General features: G+C 38.0%; 20 protein-coding genes. 13 read left to right on the top strand and 7 right to left on the bottom strand.

What is annotated here, in order from left to right; genetic code table 11:
• Positions 1–5 precede the first annotated feature (5 nt).
• The 4 genes from ACK1JC_RS07565 to sdsA all read right to left on the bottom strand — a co-directional run bounded on the left by ACK1JC_RS07565 (position 6) and on the right by sdsA (position 5113).
• Positions 6–1253 (bottom strand): efflux RND transporter periplasmic adaptor subunit, encoded by a 1248-nt coding sequence (locus ACK1JC_RS07565; protein WP_409511253.1) that lies wholly within the window; start codon positions 1251–1253, stop codon positions 6–8.
• 26 nt (positions 1254–1279) lie between these two features.
• Positions 1280–1891 (bottom strand): phosphatase PAP2 family protein, encoded by a 612-nt coding sequence (locus ACK1JC_RS07560; protein WP_409511252.1) that lies wholly within the window; start codon positions 1889–1891, stop codon positions 1280–1282.
• Positions 1892–2053: 162 nt separating this feature from the next.
• Positions 2054–4108: a site-specific recombinase gene (locus ACK1JC_RS07555; RefSeq protein WP_409511251.1), complete on the bottom strand. Its 2055-nt coding sequence runs from the start codon at positions 4106–4108 to the stop codon at positions 2054–2056.
• Positions 4109–4129: 21 nt separating this feature from the next.
• Positions 4130–5113 (bottom strand): All-trans-nonaprenyl-diphosphate synthase, encoded by a 984-nt coding sequence (sdsA, locus tag ACK1JC_RS07550; protein WP_409511250.1) that lies wholly within the window; start codon positions 5111–5113, stop codon positions 4130–4132.
• Positions 5114–5602: 489 nt separating this feature from the next.
• Here sdsA and rplU point away from each other — a divergent pair, with 489 nt between their 5' ends.
• From rplU to ACK1JC_RS07510, 8 genes are all read left to right on the top strand, one after another.
• On the top strand, positions 5603–5914 hold the full coding sequence (rplU, locus tag ACK1JC_RS07545) for a 50S ribosomal protein L21 (protein WP_005011534.1): 312 nt from the start codon (positions 5603–5605) through the stop codon (positions 5912–5914).
• 19 nt (positions 5915–5933) lie between these two features.
• The gene (gene rpmA / locus ACK1JC_RS07540; protein WP_409511249.1) at positions 5934–6188 is read left to right on the top strand and encodes a 50S ribosomal protein L27; all 255 of its coding nucleotides are present in this window, start codon (positions 5934–5936) and stop codon (positions 6186–6188) included.
• A 234-nt stretch (positions 6189–6422) separates the two neighbouring features.
• Positions 6423–7118, top strand: a complete 696-nt coding sequence (gene lolA / locus ACK1JC_RS07535; protein WP_409511248.1) for an outer membrane lipoprotein chaperone LolA — start codon at positions 6423–6425, stop codon at positions 7116–7118.
• A 198-nt stretch (positions 7119–7316) separates the two neighbouring features.
• Positions 7317–8117 (top strand): RsiV family protein, encoded by an 801-nt coding sequence (locus ACK1JC_RS07530; protein WP_409511335.1) that lies wholly within the window; start codon positions 7317–7319, stop codon positions 8115–8117.
• A gap of 144 nt (positions 8118–8261) precedes the next feature.
• On the top strand, positions 8262–9533 hold the full coding sequence (gene serS / locus ACK1JC_RS07525) for a serine--tRNA ligase (protein WP_409511247.1): 1272 nt from the start codon (positions 8262–8264) through the stop codon (positions 9531–9533).
• A 104-nt stretch (positions 9534–9637) separates the two neighbouring features.
• Positions 9638–12553, top strand: coding sequence for a UvrD-helicase domain-containing protein (locus tag ACK1JC_RS07520; RefSeq protein WP_409511246.1), 2916 nt, complete (start codon positions 9638–9640; stop codon positions 12551–12553).
• 11 nt (positions 12554–12564) lie between these two features.
• Complete coding sequence (gene cysG, locus ACK1JC_RS07515) at positions 12565–13959, top strand: siroheme synthase CysG (protein ID WP_409511245.1); 1395 nt, start codon at positions 12565–12567, stop codon at positions 13957–13959.
• A gap of 89 nt (positions 13960–14048) precedes the next feature.
• Complete coding sequence (locus tag ACK1JC_RS07510) at positions 14049–14528, top strand: tRNA (cytidine(34)-2'-O)-methyltransferase (protein ID WP_409511244.1); 480 nt, start codon at positions 14049–14051, stop codon at positions 14526–14528.
• An 83-nt stretch (positions 14529–14611) separates the two neighbouring features.
• Here the strand turns inward: ACK1JC_RS07510 and ACK1JC_RS07505 are convergent, their stop codons facing one another.
• Positions 14612–14992, bottom strand: coding sequence for a winged helix-turn-helix transcriptional regulator (locus ACK1JC_RS07505; RefSeq protein WP_409511243.1), 381 nt, complete (start codon positions 14990–14992; stop codon positions 14612–14614).
• A 230-nt stretch (positions 14993–15222) separates the two neighbouring features.
• Here ACK1JC_RS07505 and ACK1JC_RS07500 point away from each other — a divergent pair, with 230 nt between their 5' ends.
• Complete coding sequence (locus ACK1JC_RS07500) at positions 15223–15777, top strand: flavodoxin family protein (protein ID WP_409511242.1); 555 nt, start codon at positions 15223–15225, stop codon at positions 15775–15777.
• 130 nt (positions 15778–15907) lie between these two features.
• On the opposite strand, the gene ACK1JC_RS07495 is transcribed toward ACK1JC_RS07500, so the two are convergent.
• The gene (locus ACK1JC_RS07495; protein ID WP_409511241.1) at positions 15908–17737 is read right to left on the bottom strand and encodes a phosphoenolpyruvate carboxykinase (GTP); all 1830 of its coding nucleotides are present in this window, start codon (positions 17735–17737) and stop codon (positions 15908–15910) included.
• A gap of 409 nt (positions 17738–18146) precedes the next feature.
• Here ACK1JC_RS07495 and ACK1JC_RS07490 point away from each other — a divergent pair, with 409 nt between their 5' ends.
• From ACK1JC_RS07490 to groL, 4 genes are all read left to right on the top strand, one after another.
• Positions 18147–19085, top strand: a complete 939-nt coding sequence (locus tag ACK1JC_RS07490; protein ID WP_409511240.1) for a diacylglycerol/lipid kinase family protein — start codon at positions 18147–18149, stop codon at positions 19083–19085.
• The gene (locus ACK1JC_RS07485) at positions 19066–19824 is read left to right on the top strand and encodes a metallophosphoesterase family protein (protein ID WP_409511239.1); all 759 of its coding nucleotides are present in this window, start codon (positions 19066–19068) and stop codon (positions 19822–19824) included. The genes ACK1JC_RS07490 and ACK1JC_RS07485 overlap by 20 nt, the downstream gene beginning before the upstream one ends.
• Before the next feature lie 201 nt (positions 19825–20025).
• Complete coding sequence (gene groES, locus ACK1JC_RS07480) at positions 20026–20316, top strand: co-chaperone GroES (protein ID WP_409511238.1); 291 nt, start codon at positions 20026–20028, stop codon at positions 20314–20316.
• A 69-nt stretch (positions 20317–20385) separates the two neighbouring features.
• A complete protein-coding gene (groL, locus tag ACK1JC_RS07475) occupies positions 20386–22020 on the top strand; it encodes a chaperonin GroEL (protein ID WP_409511237.1) in 1635 nt (544 codons plus the stop codon).
• Between the two features lie 98 nt (positions 22021–22118).
• Here groL and ACK1JC_RS07470 read toward each other — a convergent pair whose 3' ends face one another.
• Positions 22119–22889 carry an AraC family transcriptional regulator gene (locus ACK1JC_RS07470; protein WP_409511236.1) on the bottom strand — a complete coding sequence of 257 codons (771 nt, stop codon included), beginning with the start codon at positions 22887–22889 and terminating at the stop codon, positions 22119–22121.
• Positions 22890–22945 lie beyond the last annotated feature (56 nt).

Genomic DNA, 22945 nt, shown 5'->3' with positions numbered 1-22945 from the left:
ACCCCTTATGTATTTGAAGTAGCTTTTTGCTGCTGAGCAGGTTGAGTTGCTGACGCACCTTCTTTTGCAGCTGCAGGCGCTTGCGTTGCATCAGGTTTAGCTTGGTAAGGTTTAGCAACAACAGGCTGTTCAGGTTTTACTTTCGCAATACCATCAACAATAACTTTATCACCTGTTTGTAGACCTTGTGTCACAATCCAATTTTGACCTTGTGCACCAGTTGTTGTGATTGGACGCGCTTCAACCTGACCTTTAGCATTAACTAACATCGCCATTGCTTGACCTGTTGGCGTACGTGTAATGGCAGCCTGTGGAATGAGGTAAGCATTTGGAATCACACCCTGAACAATTTGTGCATTGGCAAACATACCTGGCAACAACAAATGATTTGGGTTTGAGAAGACAGCACGTAGCATTATAGAGCCTGTTTCAGGGTTTACACTTGCATCTGAAAATGCCAAGTTGCCTTCAACAGCGTAGAAACTACCATCTTCAAGTTTTAGGCGAACTTTGGTGTTGTTACTACGGTCGATACTACCTTGACTCAATTGTTGACGTAAACGTAGCAATTCAGCACTTGATTGGCTAATGTCGACATAGATTGGATCAAGCTGTTGAATTGTCACCAAAGCATTGGCTTGATTTGCTGTAACCAACGCACCAGCAGTCACCGAAGAACGACCTGATTGACCTGAAATAGGTGAGCGAACAGTTGAATAACCTAGATCAATTTGTGCATTTTTCACAGCAGCATTCGATGCTGCAATGTCAGCTTCCGCTAATTTGATTTGTGCAACTAAGTCATCATATTCCTGTTTAGATACGGCATTGATGCCGACCAATTGGCGGTAACGATTAGCTTTAATTTGCAGTGCATTTAAGTTGGCTTGTTGGCGAACTAAAGAAGCTTTGGCACTTTCAAGATTGGCACGGTTAATACTTGAGTCAACTTCGTATAAAGGCTGACCTTCATGTACAAAGCTACCCTCTGTAAACAAACGTTTTAAGATAACACCGCTTGTTTGTGGGCGTACTTCAGAAATTTGATATGCTGAAGTACGGCCTGATAATTCAACCGACTGTTCAACACTTTGTGGTTGAGCAACAATGACACCAACCTCTGTCGGCGGCATTTTTTGGGCAGCAGCAGCTTGCTCTGCTTCTTTAGGATCTTTGCTGCAACCGACAAGTGCAATACTTGTTGCTAAAGCACAAGCAGTCAGGGCTGGTGCCCAAAGCTTTGCCGACATCATTATTTCACCTCATTAGGATTTTTTATCTAAAATAATTTGTTTCTTTTCAATGCGTAATGAGAGAGTACAAACCACACAAAGGTTGTCCATATCAATCCAATTCCCCATCCAGCCAAAACATCTGTTGGATAATGTGCTGCAAGATAAATTCTCGATAGCCCCATACAAACCAACCAGAAACAAGCGAGCATAATGAACAATTTAGCTTGTTTATGTCTACGGAAAATAAACATAACACTACAGCCTAAAACAGCAGCATAAATGCTGTGTGCGCTTGGAAATGAAGCACCGTAAGTCTCAACCATCCGATAAACTTCATCGGGGCGGGGACGGTCAATTGCATATTTGAGCAACCAACCTAGCGCAGCACTCCCAGTAATGCTCAATAATACGAACCAAATTTCCGTATACTTTTTACTTTTACTTAGGATGAGACATCCTATTCCGCTGATGATCAGTGTCGATGGTAATCCACCCAATACAGACATAACGACCGTAATTGCATTGAGATATGCATTACGGTGCGAAGCTATCCATACGATGGTTGATGTATCGAATTGATGTATAAGGGGAATATGTAGTCCTATGCAGCTTATACTTAAACCAATACAGCCTAAAATCAAAAGTAAAAAAGGCATAAATTGACCTGTTTAGTTTATAAAATATCACAAGCCAGATCAGATTTCATTGCAAAGTGTACTAGCCAGTACACTTTTTTTCAAGTCAGACTAAACGGAAGATTTATATTAAAATCTTTTTATGTGCGATGTAAGAAAATGCACAAAATCATAACAAAATGTCTAATGTTTTGGCGGACTGTTTGTATTTGTGGTGTTTTGAATATCAATTGGTTGTGCTGGCGGCCAAAAAAAATCAATTGGGCGAGTCGTAAAGTGGGTAAAAACAAGCTTGGCTAAAGGCTTCCACTGTTCAAAACGTACCTGACGTGCACGTAAGGCGACAATAATGGTTAAAGTGAAGCTGACAAATAAGTTAGTCAGTCCAATGAGTAAAACACCTAGGAAGGAAACAATAATTAAACCCATTTCAGGTGTCCCATTAATGCTCATTAAACCTTGTATAAAGTTGGCTGAAGCAAAAGCAATATGACGAATATCTAAAGGTAAACCTAAAATAAAGCCAACCGTTCCCATACTGCCAAGCATGATGCCGAAGATGAAATTTCCTGCCAATGCCCCTAAATTTCGTTCAATATAATTCGAAAATGTATCGAGTTTTGCTTGTCCAAGCTGTTTTTTAAGAAAAGGGTGTGCTTTTAAACGAGGGCCAACTTTTCTATAAACAGCCATATTGTCAAAATAGCCTGCCAATAAGCCCGATAAAAATAAACACACTCCAGCAATAGCTGCATGTGGAATGGCAAGTGAGGTAAATGGATTTAGGCTATGTAAAAGTGTAGTGGCTTTAGTATGAGTCAAAAGTGGCTCTTGTAAACCTATTTGCCATAGCCATGTAATGAGTGCGGCTGTAGGAATGGCAATGGAAATATTACCTAAAATTGCAATAAATTGGGTACGTATAATACTGATAATTAAGGCGGCGAGCTCTGCAATCTGTGCAGTTTTAGAGCCTTTGCTACGCTGAACGGTTGATGCAAGTGCAGCAGCCGTCATAGCAGGTTGTTTAGTCGCAACTGTAAAATGTAAGACATGAATAAGTATAAAGCCCAATGCATAATTCATGCTATATAAAAAAGCATGTAAAAATGGGGCAAGGACGAGTCGGGCAGTTAAAATCTTTAGTGTTGCCATTATGGCAATAATGGCACCTGCACCCGCCGCAGCTTTGTACATGCCAAAGAAGCCTTTTTTGTCAGTACTTACATAATGCTCGCCTGTTTTACTTGCATTTTCAGTGACCTGTAGTGCAATCAGTTCACTATTAGTACGCATGAGTTCGCGAACACTGGTTTCGGTGTAATGAGCATGTACCACATGAGTGAGTAGCTCACCCATAGAGTCATAAAGCAAATCATCATCGTCAACCAACAAATTTAATAAAATTTCGACACGATCTAAGCATTGTTCAAGTAGTGCTAAAAGATAAGTTAGGCTTAGACTGACCCCAATGCGTTTGGTCGCACGTCGAATCTTAAGAACGACATCTCGGCATTGTTCAAGTATGACTAAGGCTTGGTCAGCATCGGATGGCACAAAAACAGCAATATCACCTATAGAGCGATATTGCTGTTTATAGGCTTCAATGAATTCAATAATTTCACGGTTTTGTACTAAAAAGGGTGACTCATATTCCGAAAGTTCAGGTTGTGCATTAATAAACTCTTGATATAAGCCAATACCACTAATGCGATAAGATAAGACCGTAATGGCTTTGATGAGTTCATTTTTAATGGTGGTTTTTTCGTTTGCAGAACCATAACCATTATTTAACAGTTTAAAAAATTCTCGCCAAAGTTCATCATCAATACGTTCAAGCCATTGTGGATCACTTGGTTGATGGAAAATTTTTCCAATTAAATCACGTAGATCGGTTTCATCTCTCAGTAAGGGAAGAATATGTGCGCCTAGACGTTGTCCAAACTGATTCCAAAAACCATCTAAAGATAAAATACCGCTGTCAGTATATAAACTGGTTTGTTTGTAATGATTGATCAGTCGAAGTAAATAACATTGTAGGTCAATTGCAGCAGAAGGTGTAATGAGTAAGGCTTGGATCAATGCCTTTAATTTTTGATGGATTTCTTCAGTATTGCTTACTTCTTGAGGTCGTATCCGATTGATGAATTCAATCAGGATATTGGGGTTCGGAGCAGCCAGAGGTGTGTTCTGCTGCTCTCGTATTTGTTGGAATAAGTCATGAAATTTTATATGCATAGGCAAATTAAAGCGTCTAAATTATTGAATACGATGTAAAGCAAGCTGCGCTAAATTGTAGAGGGCTTGACGATATTCACTTTCAGGAAGGCGATGTAATGCCTTTAAAGCAGCGTCGGTTTCTTCATGTGCACGTTGACGGCAGTAATCAAGAGCACCTGATTGATGCACAATTTGAATTACCTGTTCCAAATGTTCTGTACCACCTGTTGCAATGCTCTTGCGAACAATTTCGTGCTGTTCACCTGTAGTATTTTGTAGTGCTGAGATTAACGGTAAAGTCGGTTTACCTTCCATTAAATCATCACCAATATTTTTACCTAATGTTTCAGCATCAGAGGTGTAATCGAGAATATCATCAATGATTTGAAATGCATTACCAAAGTGACCTGCAAATAAACGCATCGGTTCACGGTAGTCAGGTTTTCCTGCAAGAATGGCTGCGCCTTCGGTTGCAAGTTCGAATAAACGTGATGTTTTACCGTGAATAATATCGAGATAAGTTTGTTCAGTAGTATCAGGTTGATGCTGTGCTTGAAGTTGAAGGACTTCGCCTTCAGCAATTTCACATGTTCCTGTAGAGAAGTCTTTGAGCAAGACCATATTGTCTAAATCGACTAAAAGGTCGAATGCGCGTGAAATCAGGAAATCACCAACCAAAACCGCAGTTTGGTTATTCCATGTTGCATTGGCTGTTGGACGACCACGACGTAAACCCGATTCATCAACCACATCATCATGTACCAATGTTGCGGTATGTAACATTTCAATGATTGCGGCAAGTTTGCGGTAAGGTTCCATTTGTATGTCGGTAGCACCACATGCCTTTGCTGCAAGTAGACACATAATCGGACGCATACGTTTACCACCTGCCTCAACAACATGTTTGCTGACTGCCATGACTAAAGCAACTTTTGAAGTAATCCCTTCATTAATAAACGTGTCCATCGCAGTGAAGTCAGTTGCTACAGGAGCGAGAATATCTTGCTTAAAGTCGATGGTCATGTGAACGGATTCCTCATGCAAATGCGTTGAATTTCAAGGCTAGTGTAACAATTTATCACGACTGAATGTTGCCTAAGCAATACAGTAATTGATCAAAACCATACAGCTTTGTACTTAATCTGTCCAAATTTGAATGATTTTTTGAAAGTGAGTCATTGCTATTATTTTCTGAACTACTTTATTGTCTACATAGTAGCGGATTGATTTGAAATTACCATTTCAATTTGAATAAACAGTAAAATGATCATAACTTACCTTTTAAAGGTGGATAGTTGTTTGATTTATATCATGAGTTAATGCTGACATTGAAGTGCAAAGACTAAAAATGAAATGTAGAGGGGTGGGATATCGGAAATATTAGACAAAATCACTTGTTGTTTAATAAATTATCACTTAAAATCTTCGCCTTTGTATAACCCCAGTGGCGTTCGTCTTAAGCTCGGTATCTTCCTTTATCGGCACGACGACACGGGAATGTTGGAGTACATTATGTACGCAGTAATCCAAAGCGGTGGTAAACAGCACCGTGTTGTTGAGGGTGAAACCCTTAAAGTAGAATTGTTGAAAGCTGAAACAGGCGCAACTATTACGTTTGATGACGTATTAATGCTTGTAAACGGTGACAGCATTCAAATTGGTGCTCCAGTTGTTGCTGGTGCTACCGTAACTGCTGAAGTAGTTAGCCATGGTCGTCACGACAAAATCCGCATCATCAAAATGCGTCGTCGTAAGCACTATCGTAAACAACAAGGTCACCGTCAATGGTTCACTGAGTTGAAAATTACAGCTATTTCAGGCTAATTACGAGGAGTAAATAGACATGGCAACTAAAAAAGCCGGTGGTTCGACACGTAACGGTCGTGACTCAAACCCAAAAATGTTAGGTGTTAAAATGTACGGTGGTCAATCTGTGACTGCTGGTAACATTATCGTTCGTCAACGTGGTACAGAATTCCACGCTGGTACAAACGTAGGTATGGGCCGTGACCATACTTTGTTTGCTACTGCAGACGGCGTAATTAAATTCGCAGTGAAAGGTCAGTTTGGCCGTCGCTACGTATCTGTTGAAGTGTAAGCTTTAATAGTAAAAAACCCGCTTTATTGCGGGTTTTTTTATGTCTGTTATAAAAAAGCTAAAATTTTAAATACAGTGATTTGTTCTTCATCATGATGGATAAATTTCAACAATTTATATAAAGAACAATACAAAAGTTCATTCATTCTCAATTCTTTAGCACTCAATCTAGTTTAAGATAAAACATCTGAAAAAATTGCGATTAAGCAAAACAAATCAATATAAGGTGAACCTATGAATATGCTTCGTAAAACGGTTGGTGCAGTAGTAATAAGTGCGGCTGTGTTTGCACCGATAATGAGTACCCATGTTTTTGCAGCAGGTGCTGCATCGGAGCAACAAGCGACAGCACAACTGATTAAACAACTGGGTGATATTAAAAGTTTAACTGCTAATTTTGAACAAACCACGAAAGCAACAGATGCCAGTAAAATAGCGCCTAAAAAAGGTTTAACCGCACAGCACATGAATCAAACATTCAAAGGTTTAATGAAGGTTGAGCGTCCAGGTAAATTCTATTGGCAAACAACATCGCCCGCGAAACAAACCATTGTAACCTCGGGGCGTACAGTATGGATTTATGATCCTGATTTACAACAAGCGGTTCGTCAAAGTCTAGATGAGCAAGTGGCAAATACACCTGCATTACTGTTATCTGGAAATACTAAGCAGATTATGAATGCATATAAAATTACCATGCCTGATGCTGCTAAAACTTATTACACGCTTTATCCTAAACAAAAAGATGGTGCATTTCAAAGTTTGACTATTAGTTTTGGCGCAAAAAATGCACCGACACTAATGATTTTAAAAGATTCTTTAGGGCAAACAACTACTATTCGTTTTAATGATGTTAAAGTTAATGCAACGATTCCAGCTTCAACTTTTAATTTTGTACCGCCTAAAGGTACAGATGTAATTGATCAATAATTTTCATTCAATCTATTGAAAGCAGTCTTTGGACTGCTTTTTTTTGATTGTTGTTTTATGGCTGATCGTATCTTATAGGTTGATATTTCGTGTTTAAAAATACAGAAATTATGAGTATGAATAACAATTAAAAATGTTTATTTAATGTTGGGAGCTTTATGATTAAAATAAGTCTGATTATGCTGTAAAAATATGGAAATGAACGTGAATTTTAAAATTGGTTTTGCTGTTTCTGCGTTGGTTTCTGCAATTGTACTGACAGCTTGTCAGGAAAAGCCAGAGCCACAGGCAGAACAGGTCACTGCGGCAGTTAAAACTGTAGCTTTAATTGAAGCTAAAATTGAACGTGTTGAATTACCAAAAAAGCAATTTTGTGATGAAGATGGTTGCACACAATATGATTTTCAGAATGTTAAAACCAATCTAGATTGGATTGATGCTTACTTTCTAGATCGTATGAAAAAAGATGTACCTATGGCTTTTTCAGTCGATGCGCATCAGACGCAGACAGCGAGTGATGTGGCTGTGACATCTCCTAAGGGGCTTAATCAAAATAGTATTTATGTACGTTTTATTTCACAGCAGTACAATTTGGCAACTTTTGTAATTCAATCTTATACTTATGTTGCTGGTTCGGCACATGGTATGCAGCACAATGAATTTGTGACCTTTGATTTAAATACACAAAAACGTTTAGCACTCACAGATATTTTAAAACCCAATGTGGAGGCTAAGGTTGCTGAGCAACTTTATGATGCTAATGCGAGTTGGTTAACGCAACATGACATCACACGTGACAAGTTGCAGTTGAGTGATAACTATTTTTATGGTGTAAATGGCATTGTTTTTGTTTACCCTTTATATGAGCTAGCACCTTATGCTGAAGGTATGCCAGAGCTACGTTTGCCTTATCAAATTGCAAAAGATTTGGTCAAAGCCGAATATTTACCTGCGTTGCCACAGATTAAGGCAGATCAACCTGTTAAGCAGGAAAATTAATTAAGGTGGTGTAAGGAAATTGAGTCTTGTGCATGATTGTTGTCTAAATATGCAATTCCAGGGCTGAAATATTCCTGTCACTGTATTTATCATGGTGAAAAGTTTACACTATGAACAGTTTTTTTCTAAATATTCAGATTGGCTATGATCGACCCGAAATTACTCAGAACTAATATTGAGGCTGTAAATTTAGCCTTAGCAAAACGTGGTGTTCAATTGGACACAGCGGAATGGGCTGCGCTTGAAGCACGCCGTAAAGACATACAATCCAAAACTGAAAACTTACAAGCAGAGCGAAATGCTGGTGCAAAACAGGTCGGTCAGATCAAAAAAGCTGGCGGTGATGCGTCTGAAATCATGGCACGTATGTCTGCCATTGGTGATGAAATCAAAGCCGCTGAAGTTGATTTAAATGAACTTCAAGCTGAACTTGATGCAAAATTGATGTCTATTCCAAACTTACCTGATGAATCTGTACCTGAAGGGAAAAGTGAAGAAGACAACGTTGAAATTTTAAAATGGGGCACGCCTCGTCAGTTCGATTTTGAAGTGAAAGATCATACTGACCTTGGTGAAATGATGGGTGGTTTGGAGTTTGAAACTGCGACCAAACTCACAGGAACTCGTTTTAGTGTTTTGAAAGGTCCATTGGCGCGCTTACAACGTGCAATTACCCAGTTTATGTTAAATACGCATACACTTGAGAATGGTTATACTGAAGCGTATGTACCGTATTTAGTGAATGCTGATTCTTTGCGTGGCACAGGGCAATTGCCTAAATTTGAAGAAGATTTATTCAAATTGCAAGGTGAAAAAGAATACTATTTGATACCGACTGCTGAAGTTCCTGTAACGAACTTTGTCCGTGACGAGATTATTGATCCTGAACGTTTACCACTCAAATATGCTGCACATACTCCGTGTTTCCGTAGTGAAGCGGGTTCGTATGGTCGTGATACACGTGGTTTGATTCGTCAACATCAGTTCGACAAAGTTGAAATGGTTCAGATTGTTAAACCTGAAGATTCGATGAATGCTTTAGAAGAATTGACAGGTCATGCTGAAGGTATTTTGCAAGCATTGGGTTTACCATACCGTAAAATTTTACTTTGCGGTGGAGATATGGGCTTCGGCGCATGCAAAACTTACGATTTAGAAGTTTGGGTGCCAAGCCAAGAAACGTATCGTGAAATTTCTTCATGTTCAAATATGTGGGATTTCCAAGCACGTCGTATGAAAGCACGCTATCGTGCAGACCAAAAGAAAACTGAGTTTATTCATACATTAAATGGTTCAGGTTTGGCTGTTGGTCGTACATTGCTTGCTGTGATGGAAAATTACCAACGTGCAGATGGTTCTATTGAGATTCCTGAAGTATTACGTCCATATATGGGCGGTGTAGCATTTATTGATTAATCGCTGAAATTATATTGTTATTTGAATAAGCCAAATTTTATATTTGGCTTATTTTTTTATGTAAAATAATGATGAATGAAATCAATCGTTAGGTAGGGTGAGGCATGGATGTATTAATTTATAATGAACTCGATACACAAAAAATAACGGGTTTAGATAAATTAATTGCTCACTTAAAAGCAGATGATTTTAAATCTGCCGATGTTAAAAAAATTCAAAATAATTTATATCGTGCCAAATTAAATCGCAGTGATCGCATTTTATTTTCGATTTATCAATATCAACAAAAAAACTATATTTTGCTTTTAGAGTATTTGAAAAAGCATGACTATCAAGGTTCACGTTTTTTAAATGCAAACATTGGTATTGATGAAGATGCTGTGCCTGTAGTGCAGTCTGCAGATGAGTTAACTATTGATGAACAGATGGTCTATATCAATCAGAATAATCCTCAGTTTGTATATTTAAATAAATTTATTTCTTTTGATGATGTGCAGCAGCAAATTTATCGTCATGCGCCTCCTTTGGTGATTATTGGTTCAGCAGGTAGTGGTAAAACTGCGATTTTATTAGAAAAAATGAAACAACTAGACGGGCAAGTATTGTATGTGACTTTATCTGCTTTTTTAGTCAAAAACTCACGTGAACTCTATTATTCAGACCATTATTATAATGATCAACAATTAGTCGATTTTTATTCCTACCAAGAGTTTTTAGAAAGCATCGCTGTACCAGATCAAGGTGTGGCGGATACTGCATTTTTTATGCAGTGGTATAAAGAAAATTATAAACATAAATTTAGCGCACATAGTTTGTATGAAGAATTTAAAGGGGTTTTGACAGGTGCAATCACTGAAAAAGCTTATTTATCTAAACCTGATTATTTAAATTTAGGCATTAAACAGTCTATTTTTAATGTTGAAGAACGCACTGAGGTTTATGCAATTTTTAGTGAATATCTTGTAGCGTTGGGGAAAAATAATCTGAGTGATGTAAATGTACTTAGCTTTGAGTATTTGCAAAAAATCAAACCTGCCTATGATTTTGTAGTGATTGATGAGGTGCAGGATATTACAGCCATTCAACTCTATTTGATTTTAAATAGCCTAAGTAAATCTGGACAATTTTTGATGTGCGGTGATGCCAATCAAATTGTACATCCGAATTTCTTTTCTTGGGCGAAAGTTAAAACGCTATTTCATGAGTATGAATCCTTACATCATGGCGTTGAAATTACTCATATATTGCAACATAACTATCGTAATGCACAAAGAATTACTGAAGTATCCAATCGTGTTTTGTTACTTAAGAATGCGCGTTTCGGCTCGATTGATAAAGAAAGCCACTATTTAGTTAAAAGTAATGCTGATATTCAAGGTGGTGTATATTTTCTAAAAAATGTACCTGATGTTTTACATGAACTGGATCAAAAGACAGCCGTTTCTACGCAATTTGCTGTTGTGGTGATGCATGAATCACAAAAGCGCATGGCACAGCGTGTATTCAAAACGCCATTGGTCTTTGCAATTCAAGAAGCCAAAGGCTTGGAATATCAAAATATTATTCTTTATAATTTTGTCAGTCAGTCTGCTTCACATTTTTCAGATATTTGTGCTGAGATTGGTGTGCAAGATTTACAAAATGATTTTGTTTATGCGAGAAATAAAGATAAGGCAGATAAATCACTCGAACTTTATAAGTTTTATATCAATGCTTTGTATGTGGGACTAACGCGGGCAATGTCTAATATTTATTGGGTAGAGCAACAAGATCAGCATCGTATTTTTCATTTATTGGGGTTGGATCAAGCCGCCGATTATTTAGATTTGGCAGATCAGCAATCGAGTTTAAAAGAGTGGCAGAAAGAAGCACAAAAACTTGAACTACAGGGTAAAAGAGAACAAGCGGCACGTATTCGTAAGGAAATTTTAAAAGAAGAAACACCGAATTGGGTGACTTTGAACAGCAGTGAATTAATACAACTCGCTCATCAAGCTTTAATATTAAAGAATAAAAAGGCGCAATTAACCTTGTTTGAGTATGCTGTAGTGTATCAGCATCAGGCATATTTGATGAAGCTTGCGGAAAGTGGTTTTAAACCTGCATTGAGTATTTTCAATCAGGCAAATGTCGTGCAAGCACATAAAGCTGAACAGGGAATTTTAGCCAAATATTATATGAATTATCAGGTGAAGCATCCGACAGCATTAATTAAGAAAATAGAAAAATTCGGTATTAACCACCGTAATGAGTTTAATCACACGCCACTCATGGCGGCAGTTTGGGTGGGGAATGCTGAGTTCTATCAGCAACTATTGCAAGATGGTGCTGATGCACAATTGATTGATAGTCATCATTTAAATGTATTTCAAATCGCATTACAGCGTAGTGTGCTCTCGCAAAAAAATATATCGAACTTTGCAGAACTGATTCCTAACTTAGAACAGAATAGTTTGGTTCTACAAATTAATCATCGTTTATTTAAGTTGGAGTCCAACCAACCTGAATATTTGATTGTTCAGTTGATGTATGTGATGAGTCTGATTCATGGCTATCAGCGTTATGTTTGGTTGGAAAAAGCTTTCGATAGCACTTTATTGTTGGAGTATTTACAACGATTGCCTGAGCATATATTTGATAAAAAACGTCAAAAACGCACGTATATCAGCAGTTTGTTCTCAAAAAATGAAGTTTGTAGTTCTGATAAATACAATAAGAAACTCTTTAAGCGCGTGGGGCGTGGGCAATATATGTTGAACCCTGAATTGGTGATGAAGATCAATGGTGAGTGGCATCCAATTTATCAAACTATGGATGTAAAGCGTGTTGATTATTATAAAGAAGAACCGATTGGCTTAGATTATGCATATAAAACAGGTGCGGATAAAGTTGATCCTATAATTTTAGAGCATTCGCTGAAAGCACTTGAAAAAAAGGATCAAGAATACCGAAATCGTTCATCAATGTTTTTTGATATTATTGGGCGCAAATATGATGATAAAATTGTGGCTGAATCCTAAAGGGGCGTAACGTGGATATTTTTCCCATCTCTTTGAAATTACAACAACAAAAATGTTTGTTGGTTGGTGGTGGGCGCATTGCTTATCGTAAAGCTTTACTGCTTGCAAAGGCAGGTGCGTGCGTTGATGTAATTGCACCTGAAATTGAGCCTGAATTATTAGATTTGGTGCATGCTACTCAGGGGCAGTATGTTGCACATGCTTATGATATGCAATCAGGTTTATCTCATCATGGATTAAGTTTGAATCTGTACCGTTTAGTGATTGCTGCAACCAATGATAAGTTAGTCAATCAAACTGTATTTGAACATTGTGAAATTTTGAATGTGCTGGTGAATAGTGTGGATGATTTACCACATTGTCGTTTCATGGTGCCTGCGATTATTGATCGTTCACCTTTGGTGATTTCTATTGCGACTAATGGTGCTTCTCCTGTGCTATCTCGTCAAATTCGTACTCAGCTTGAGGCATCTATTCCGCATGGTATGGGTAAGCTTGCTGAATTTTCAGGGAAATGGCGTAAAATCGTTAAAGAAAAAATTATCAATCCTGATGAGCGTCGTATTTTTTGGGAAGATTTATACGCAAGTCCGCTGAAAGAACAAGTATTTAACGATAATGTTGCAGAAGCGGATCGCCTTATTGAACAGGCATTATTAGGGTGGCAAAAGCCGAAAGGTGAAGTGTACTTGGTTGGTGCGGGACCAGGTGATCCTGAGCTTTTAACATTGAAAGCATTGCGTTTGATGCAACAAGCCGATGTTGTGATTTATGATCGCCTTGTTTCACCTGCGATTATGGAGTTATGTCGCCGTGATGCTGAGAAAATTTATGTAGGCAAAGCACGATCTAATCATTCTGTTCCACAAGAGGGCATAAATGCTTTGCTTGTGGAATATGCTTCGCAAGGTAAGCGTGTCTGTCGTTTAAAAGGCGGTGATCCGTTTATTTTTGGGCGGGGTGGCGAAGAAATACAGGAACTCTTTGCGGCGGGTGTTACATTTCAAGTTGTTCCAGGGATTACCGCTGCTTCAGGTTGTTCTGCTTATGCAGGTATTCCATTGACTCATCGTGATTATGCTCAAAGTGTGCGTTTTCTAACAGGGCATTTAAAAGAGGGTTCGCCTGAATTGCCGTGGAAAGAATTAGTTTATGAAAATCAGACGCTTGTGCTTTATATGGGTTTGGTAGGTTTGGAAAAAATCTGCCAAAAACTCATCGAGCATGGTCAGCGTTCTAATATGCCTGTCGCATTGATCTCCAAAGGGACGACACCTGAGCAAAAAGTTGTGGTTGGAACACTTGCCGATATTGCCTCAAAAGTAGAGAATAACTACATTCAAGCGCCTACACTGACCATTATTGGCGAAGTGGTGAGTTTGCGCGAACAGTTACAGTGGTTATAAAACTCCTCCTAACCCCGCTTTAAGGAAGAAGGGATTTCCTCACTTTTTGAAGGGGGTTAGGAGCGGTTTAAGAGACGTTGAGAAAATTTGTGATACATGTTGTTTTATTTGAGCCTGAAATTCCTGCAAATACAGGAAATATTATCCGTTTATGTGCCAATACAGGTGCACAATTACATTTAGTCAAACCTTTGGGTTTTGAGCTGGATGATAAGAAGTTGCGTCGTGCAGGATTGGATTATCATGAATGGGCGCATATGAAAGTGTGGGAAGACTTTGCTGAATGTTTAGCGTATTTAAAAGTACAGGGTATTGAAAATGATGCAATTTATCCGTTAACGACGAAAGGTTCTGAAACACCACATACCTCAAATTTAAACCGTCCTATTGCATTATTAATGGGGCCTGAAACTCGTGGTTTACCTGAAAGTGTGCGTTTAATATTTTCCGAAGCACATTGGATTCGTTTACCTATGGCACCAAACTCACGTAGTTTGAACTTGTCTAATGCAACAGCTGTAATTTTGTATGAAGCATGGCGTCAGCAAGGTTTTAAAGAGCTAAAATAACTCAGCTTAGTGTTTAGATTAGTATAAAACCCCATCTTGATGATGAGGTTTTATTTCAAGGTTTATAGTCAAAGTTGACTCAATTACATAGTTTTATATTGTGCTTCATCAAATTCTCTTTGTGCTTTCATGACGTGTTGCATATTGCCTTCAGCCCAAATTTTAAAAGATAGTGCGGTTTGTGCAAATTCAGCACCTAAAGCTGTGATTGCATATTCAACTCGAATGACTTTATTTTCATGGATAGTTCGTGAGATAAAACCATCACGTTCAAGAATTTTGACTTTTTGTGAAAGTACTTTAGGTGAAATACCATCTAAGCTTTTTTTTAGTTCATTGAAATACATAGATTGTGATGCAAGTTGGTAAATAATCAATAAAATCCATTTATCTGCAAATTTGTCAAAAAAAGATCGAGCGGGGCAATTTGTTTTAAATATATTGAAATTTATCACTTTATTCATTTAAGACAGCCTTAATAAATACAATTTATACTCAGTAATACTAAAATATAGAGTGGTTACTTGGTGGTAACTAATTGATACTAGATTTCAAAAGTATATCATTAATTTATTCATTTTATGTGTATTCAATAATCGATACAATATTTTACTGTTTAGATAAATGGTTAGATTGAAGTTCATAATTGAATAAAAAATAAAATATTTTTAATACAATGCTAAAGAGTATTCATATGTCAAAAATCGCCGTCGTTTATTATTCAGGTTATGGTCACACCAAAGTGATTGCCGAAACTTTTGCCAATGAAATTCAGGCAAATTTGGTTCCAGTTGATCAGGAAGGAAATATTGCCGATGCAGATTGGGATACTTTAGATCAAGCAGATGCCATTGTATTTGGTGCACCAACCTATATGGGTGGTGTACCTTGGCAATTTAAAAAGTTTGCTGATGCTTCTTCTAAACGTTGGTTTACACGGGTTTGGCAAGATAAAATTTTTGCAGGTTTTACCAACAGTGCAAGCTTAAATGGTGATAAACAAGTCACCTTAATTAGCCTACAAACGCTTGCTTCACAGCATGGTGGTATTTGGGTGAGTCTTGGTCTTGCACCTTCAAATACAAAAGTTTCGACACGCCAAGATGTGAATAGTCTAGGTGGTTCTGTTGGTTTGTTGGTTCAATCACCAGCAGATGCAAGTGCAGATGAAATTCCAAGTGGAGATTTAGACACAGCAAAAGCATATGCAAAACGCATTAAAACTGTGACTGATAAATTTATTGGTTAAATATGATTATGTTGTAATTAAATAGATTTTTTCTATTTTAGAAAAAAGCAGAGTAAAAAAGACCGCATAAAAGCGGTCTTTTTTACTCTGCCTCAATCCCTCTTTTAAAAAGAGGGAAATTAAAGGCTAATTAAGCAGATTTAACGGCAGCAATTAACTCAGCTTGACGTGTTTTAAGTGCAACAGGTAAGCGCTCACCAAGTTTGTCAAACAGTTCAGTATGGCTTTCAAGCTCTTTGATCCACTGGTCTTTATCTTGACCCGTTACAAGGTCAAATTGTTCTTTAGTGAAATCTGTACCTGTCCAATTCAACTGTTCATATGTTGGAACTAAGCCAATTGGTGTTTCAACAGCATCAGCACGACCTTCACAACGGTCAATGATCCACTCAAGAACACGCATGTTTTGACCGAAACCAGGCCATACAAAGTTACCTTCAGCATCACGACGGAACCAGTTAACGTTGTAGATACCTGGAAGTTTGTTGCCGTTTGCAGCAGCTTTAGTGGCAACTTCTTCGCCTAGTTCTAACCAGTGTGTGAAGTAGTCAGCCATGTTGTAACCCGCAAATGGAAGCATTGCGAATGGGTCACGACGAACGATACCTTGTTGACCAACAGCAGCAGCAGTCGTTTCAGAGCCCATTGTTGCAGCTTTATATACGCCATCAACCCAGTCAAATGCTTCTGAGATTAATGGAATAGTGTCTGCACGGCGACCACCGAAGATGAATGCTGAAATTGGAACGCCAGCTGGATTTTCCCAGTCAGCATCAATAGAAGGGCATTGACCCGCGGCAACAGTGAAGCGTGCATTTGGATGCGCAGCTTTTTCACCCGTAACGTGCGGTTGTCCTTTCCAGTTTGTAAGGTTAGCAGGAGCTTCTTTAGAAAGACCTTCCCACCAAACTTCACCGTTGTCAGTCACAGCTACGTTTGTATAGATTACATCTTTAGTCAATGTAGCCATACAGTTCGGATTGGTTTTTGTATTTGTACCTGGTGCAACACCAAAGAAACCAGCTTCAGGATTGATTGCATATAAGCGACCATCTTCACCTGGTTTGATCCAAGCAATATCGTCACCTACAGTTTCAATTTTCCAACCTTCATAACCTACAGGAGGAATCAACATTGCAAAGTTGGTTTTACCACATGCAGAAGGAAATGCTGCTGCGATGTAATGTTTTTCACCTTGTGGATTTGTTACGCCAAGGATCAACATATGTTCAGCCAACCAACCTTGTTGACGACCCATAGAAGATGCAATACGTAACGCTAAGCATTTTTTACCCAATAATGCATTACCGCCGTAACCTGAGCCATAAGACCAGATTTCACGAGTTTCTGGGTAATGAACGATATATTTTTCAGGATTACATGGCCAAGCAACATCTTTTTGACCTGCAGTAAGCGGTGCGCCTACTGTGTGTACACATGGGATATAGTCGCCATCTGTACCCAATACATCATAAACAGCTTTACCCATACGCGCCATTTTACGCATGCTAACAGCAACATACGGCGAATCAGTCAATTCGATACCGATGTGTGCAATATGTGAACCTAAAGGCCCCATAGAGAAAGGTACAACATACAAAGTACGACCTTCCATTGCACCATCAAATAAACCATTGAGACGTGTACGCATTTCAGCTGGAGCTTCCCAGTTGTTTGTTGCACCAGCATCTTCAGCTTTTTCTGAACAAATATACGTACGACCTTCAACACGAGCAACGTCAGAAGGATCAGAATTGGCAAGGTAAGAACCAGGGTGCTTTTCTTGGTTAAGCGCTTGCATTGTGCCGTTAGCGATCATTAAATCAATATAACGTTGATTTTCTTCGTCACTACCGTCACACCATTCAATTTTTGCTGGTTTCGTTAATTTTGCAATTTCTTCAACCCATGCAATGAGCTTGGGATGACGAACAAATTCTGGTGCGTTCACTTGGGTCATGGTGAGGCCTATCTAAAAAATGTACATTTTTATGTACAAATAATAATCAAAATGCAGGTTTACTACATTTAGATTTTAAGTATGAAAAAAAGTGGGCATATTAAACCACATATTCATGTAAAAAATAAGACTAAAGGCGTAAAAGATACCAAATTCAACATTTTTGTTAAAATATTGAATTATAATAATATTTTATGGTTAATGCTGTTAAAATATTCATATTAATGGTATTTATGTGTGATATTTTAAATATAAATAGTATTTGTTTACAGTGGGATAGTAGTTGCTGTTTTGCAAAAAAGTATCATTGATTTAATGAATGATTATAATTTGAATTTTACATAAAGGTGCTTTTATTTGCATACATAATCAACGAAATTAGAATAAAGACTTTAAAAGAATCAATCTTATGCAATCAGCATTAAAACCACTTTCGATGATTTACAATGAAAAGTCTGGTTTTCATGCAAGTCATCATGATGAAATTTATGAACAATTGATGACCCTTTGGACATCGTATGGTTTTGAAATTCAAGTTTTTGATATTAAAGCTGAGCGAGATATACAAAGCTTAATGAAAAAAGTATTTCAACGCCATGAAAAATATCAACATCAAGGTGTGATTGTCGCTGCGGGTGGGGATGGTACGCTCAATGCGGTAGCATCACAAATGCTCAATCAAAAAATTCCAATGGGTATTCTACCTTTAGGTACTTTTAATTACGTGGCGAGAGTTTTGCATATTCCGCTTGATATTTTACAGGCTGCTGAAGTAATTGCGACAGGTGAACAACGTGCGTCACATGTGGCATGTATCAATGATCAAATTTATTTAAATAACGCAAGTTTGGGGCTGTATCCTTTATTTATTAAAAAACGAGAAGAATATAACCGTAAATTTGGGCGTTTTCCTTTAAATGCCTATACATCTGGTTTAGATGTGCTGATTCGAGATTGGAAAGAATTAAAACTCGAAGTTGAAGTCGATGACAAAAAATATCCTGTTAAAACACCACTGATCTTTTTTGGAAATAATCAATTACAACTCGAAGAGTTAAATCTTAAAGTGTCTAAATGTGCTGAGTTTGGTGAAATTGCGGGTGTGGTGATTGCTAAAGGGGACAAGCTGACTTTATTTAAAACCTTATTTCAAACCATTCGAGGCAAGTTGGAACAAGCATCGGATGTGTATAGTTTTGGTGCGCAAAAAGTCACAGTCTATTCGCAAAAGCCTAAACTAACGGTCGCGATTGATGGAGAAATTGTATCAATGTCTACGCCACTACACTTACATGTAGAAAAAAATGCATTAAATATTATGGTGCCTCATGCTGCTACATCTGTCTGATCTACATTTTGGTACAGAGCGCCCTGAATGTATTCGAGCGATTCAAAAGTTTTGTATTGAACAGCAACCAGAAGTGGTGGTTGTGAGTGGTGATTTGACACAACGTGCAAAATTTAGGGAATTTTTGGCATGTAAGCAGTTTTTAGAATCCTTGAAAATACCATATTTTGTCGTGCCGGGAAATCATGATATTCCGCTGTATCATTTATGGAATAGGGCTTTTCGTCCATTTGGTTTGTACCAACTTTTTTTTGGCAGTTTGGAAAATACGCTGGTCACTCAACATTTTTATTTGATTGGAATGAATAGTATTCGACGTCGTTATCACACACGTGGTTCTATTTCTTTAGAACAAATTCAAAAAGTTGATCAACAATTGATGCAAGCACCTGCGAATAAATTAAAAATTATTGTCAGCCATCAACCATTTTATACTGCAAAAGAAAATCATCATTTGAAAGATTGTCCTGCTTTAGGCCAATTTGCCATTCAAGAATGGGGGAAACATCAACTTTATGCTTTGTTACATGGGCATTTGCACTTGGTTGCTGTTTATGATTTAAATCAAGAGTTTGAATTAAATCTTAGTCAAGCTGTTTATGAAGTTCATGCAGGAACGGCTATTTCTAGTCGCTTACATAAAAATATACCCAACAGTTTTAATGTTATTAGTAGTGATGGTTCATTTAAGCATTATTTTTTTGATGAGCAACAACAGGATTTTATTGCCCAAATTTGAGGGTGAATTTTTAAATAATGAGCAATTTGATGTAAACGTGTAAAAAACACACATTTTTTGATTTTTTTTTATATTTTACCCTTGAAGCATTTATTTCAATCCCCACAAATGTGTCATGAATAAATTTTGTCGATGACCTAGGAATAAGAGTCATCTTCACATCGTAATCAATGACATTTTAAAATGTCGATGGAGTTTCTAATGAGCAACATTCGTCCTTTACATGACAACGTAGTAATCCGCCGTGTTGAAAAAGAAACTAAAACTGCGGGTGGTTTAATTCTAAGCACTTCAGCTGCTGAACAACCTGCTCAAGGTGAAATCCTTGCTGTCGGTAACGGTAAAGTAACTGATACAGGTGTACGCCCATTAGATGTAAAAGTTGGCGACAACGTATTGTTTGGTGCTTATGCAGGTACTAAAGTAAAAGTTGATGGTGAAGAGCTTCTTGTGATGAAAGAATCTGACATCCTTGCTGTACTTGAAGGCTAATTGCAGAACGAATTTGATTGTTCTGAACAATCAATGAATTGAAAAATTTAAAAATATTTGGAGATAAGCATGTCAGCTAAAGATGTAAAGTTTGGTGATTCAGCGCGTTCAAAAATGATCGCAGGTGTAAATGTCCTTGCAGATGCAGTAAAAGTAACTTTAGGTCCTAAAGGTCGTAACGTTGTTATCGACCGTTCTTTCGGTGCGCCGCACATCACTAAAGATGGTGTAACGGTTGCTAAAGAAATTTCTCTAAAAGATAAATTTGAAAATATGGGCGCTCAATTGGTTCGTGAAGTTTCTTCAAAAACCAATGACATCGCAGGTGACGGTACGACTACTGCAACTGTACTTGCTCAAGCGATTTTAAATGAAGGGATCAAATCTGTAACTGCAGGTATGAACCCAATGGATTTAAAACGTGGTATTGACCTTGCTGTTAAAGCATTAGTTAAAGAAATTAAAGCAACTGCAAAACCTGCTTCAGATACCAAAGCAATTGAACAAGTGGGTTCGATTTCTGCAAACTCTGATGAAACTGTAGGTAAACTTATTGCACAAGCAATGGAACGCGTTGGTAAAGAAGGCGTAATTACAGTTGAAGAAGGTTCAGGCTTTGAAGATGCGCTTGATGTTGTTGAAGGTATGCAGTTTGACCGTGGTTATATTAGCCCGTACTTTGCAAACAAACCTGAAACTTTGACTGCTGAACTTGAAAACCCATTCATTCTTCTTGTTGATAAAAAAGTTGGCAATATTCGTGAATTGATTACAGTGCTTGAAGCTGTAGCTAAAACAGGTAAGCCGCTTCTTATTATTGCTGAAGATGTTGAAGGTGAAGCGTTAGCTACACTTGTAGTGAACAACATGCGCGGTATTATTAAAGTATGTGCGGTTAAAGCCCCTGGTTTTGGTGACCGTCGTAAAGCAATGTTACAAGATATCGCGATCTTGACAGGCGCAACTGTGATTTCTGAAGAAGTGGGTATGACTTTAGAACAAGCAGGTCTTCAAGATTTAGGTACAGCACATAAAGTAACTGTTTCTAAAGAAAATACTGTGATTGTTGATGGCGCAGGTGATGCAGCTCAAATTGCTGAACGTGTTACTCAAATCCGTGCGCAAATTGAAGAATCTACTTCAGAATACGATAAAGAAAAACTTCAAGAACGTGTTGCTAAATTGGCAGGCGGTGTTGCAGTGATCAAAATCGGTGCTGCAACTGAAGTTGAAATGAAAGAGAAGAAAGACCGTGTTGACGATGCACTTCATGCAACGCGTGCTGCGGTTGAAGAAGGTGTTGTTGCAGGTGGTGGTGTTGCACTCGTACGTGCTGCTAAAGCGCTTGATGGTATTGTTGGTGCAAACGATGACCAAACTGTAGGTATTAACATTTTACGTCGCGCAATTGAAGCACCACTTCGTCAAATTGTTGCAAATGCGGGTGATGAGCCATCAGTTGTGATCAATGCTGTGAAAAGCGGTGAAGGTAACTTCGGTTATAACGCTGCAACTTCAGAGTATGGCGATATGCTTGAAATGGGTATTCTTGACCCTGCTAAAGTTACGCGTTCTGCACTTGAGCATGCTGCATCTGTAGCAGGTTTGATGTTGACGACTGAATGTATGATCACAGACATTCCAGAAGATAAAGCAGCTATGCCTGATATGGGCGGCATGGGTGGTATGGGCGGAATGATGTAATATCATTTAGACTATATAATCTAAAAAAAATCCTCGCTTTTAGCGGGGATTTTTTTATTTTGATAAGTAGCTAGAACGAGGTGCGTTATTCTATTAAATTATTCTTTCCTAAAATGCTGTGGTGCTTCACCTAAATGCTTTTTAAACATGGCACTAAATGCACTAGGATTTGAGTAACCTAAAGCGATTGCAATCCTAGAAATAGATTCACCTCGTGACAACTTACCTAAAGCAAGTGCTATGTGCATTTGTTGAACCCAAGTACGATAATTCAATCCCGTTTCCTTTTGAAAAAGCCGAATTAGTGTTCGACTACTGGTGCCAATTTGGTCTGCCCACGCACCTAAATTTTTAGGATTGTCAGGATGTTCCATCAGCTCTTCACATATGCGAATTAAACGAGGATTTTTAGGCCAAGGAATTACGATCGGAAAAGAAGAAGCCTGCTTGATTTCATGAAAAATCAACAGCTGTAAAGATTTTTCAATTTCACTTTCTTTAAGGTTTGGTTCAAACTCCAAATAATCTAATTGATTAAAACGTAAAACTAATTCACGCAAAAGTTTACTGATTCGAACAATAAAACAATGATTTCCAAGAGAGTTAGCTGCATTTTTTTCCACTAACACTGTGCTTAAACGTACTTCGCTTAGAGAAACAACACTGTGTTCAATATGCGCAGGAATCCACAACGCACATTGCGGTGGAACAATCCAAACATTGTCTGCGGTATAAACACGAATTGCACCTTCAGAAGCATATAAAAGCTGGGCACGGTTATGAGTATGTGGTGCAATATTACTGCGATACGTATGTTGAGAACCTAAACCCACTATGAGCTTTTGAGAAGGTTTAATGTCCTGAATCATAAAAACCTCAAATCAAAAAGGGATACTAAAATATTTAAATTTGTCACTTATACGAT

It is taken from the genome of Acinetobacter sp. TY2, from assembly GCF_046269225.1.
In the GTDB taxonomy this organism is placed as follows: domain Bacteria; phylum Pseudomonadota; class Gammaproteobacteria; order Pseudomonadales; family Moraxellaceae; genus Acinetobacter.
The sequence above is the reverse complement of the archived record's forward strand: the minus strand, read 5'-3'. Positions and strand labels throughout refer to the sequence as shown.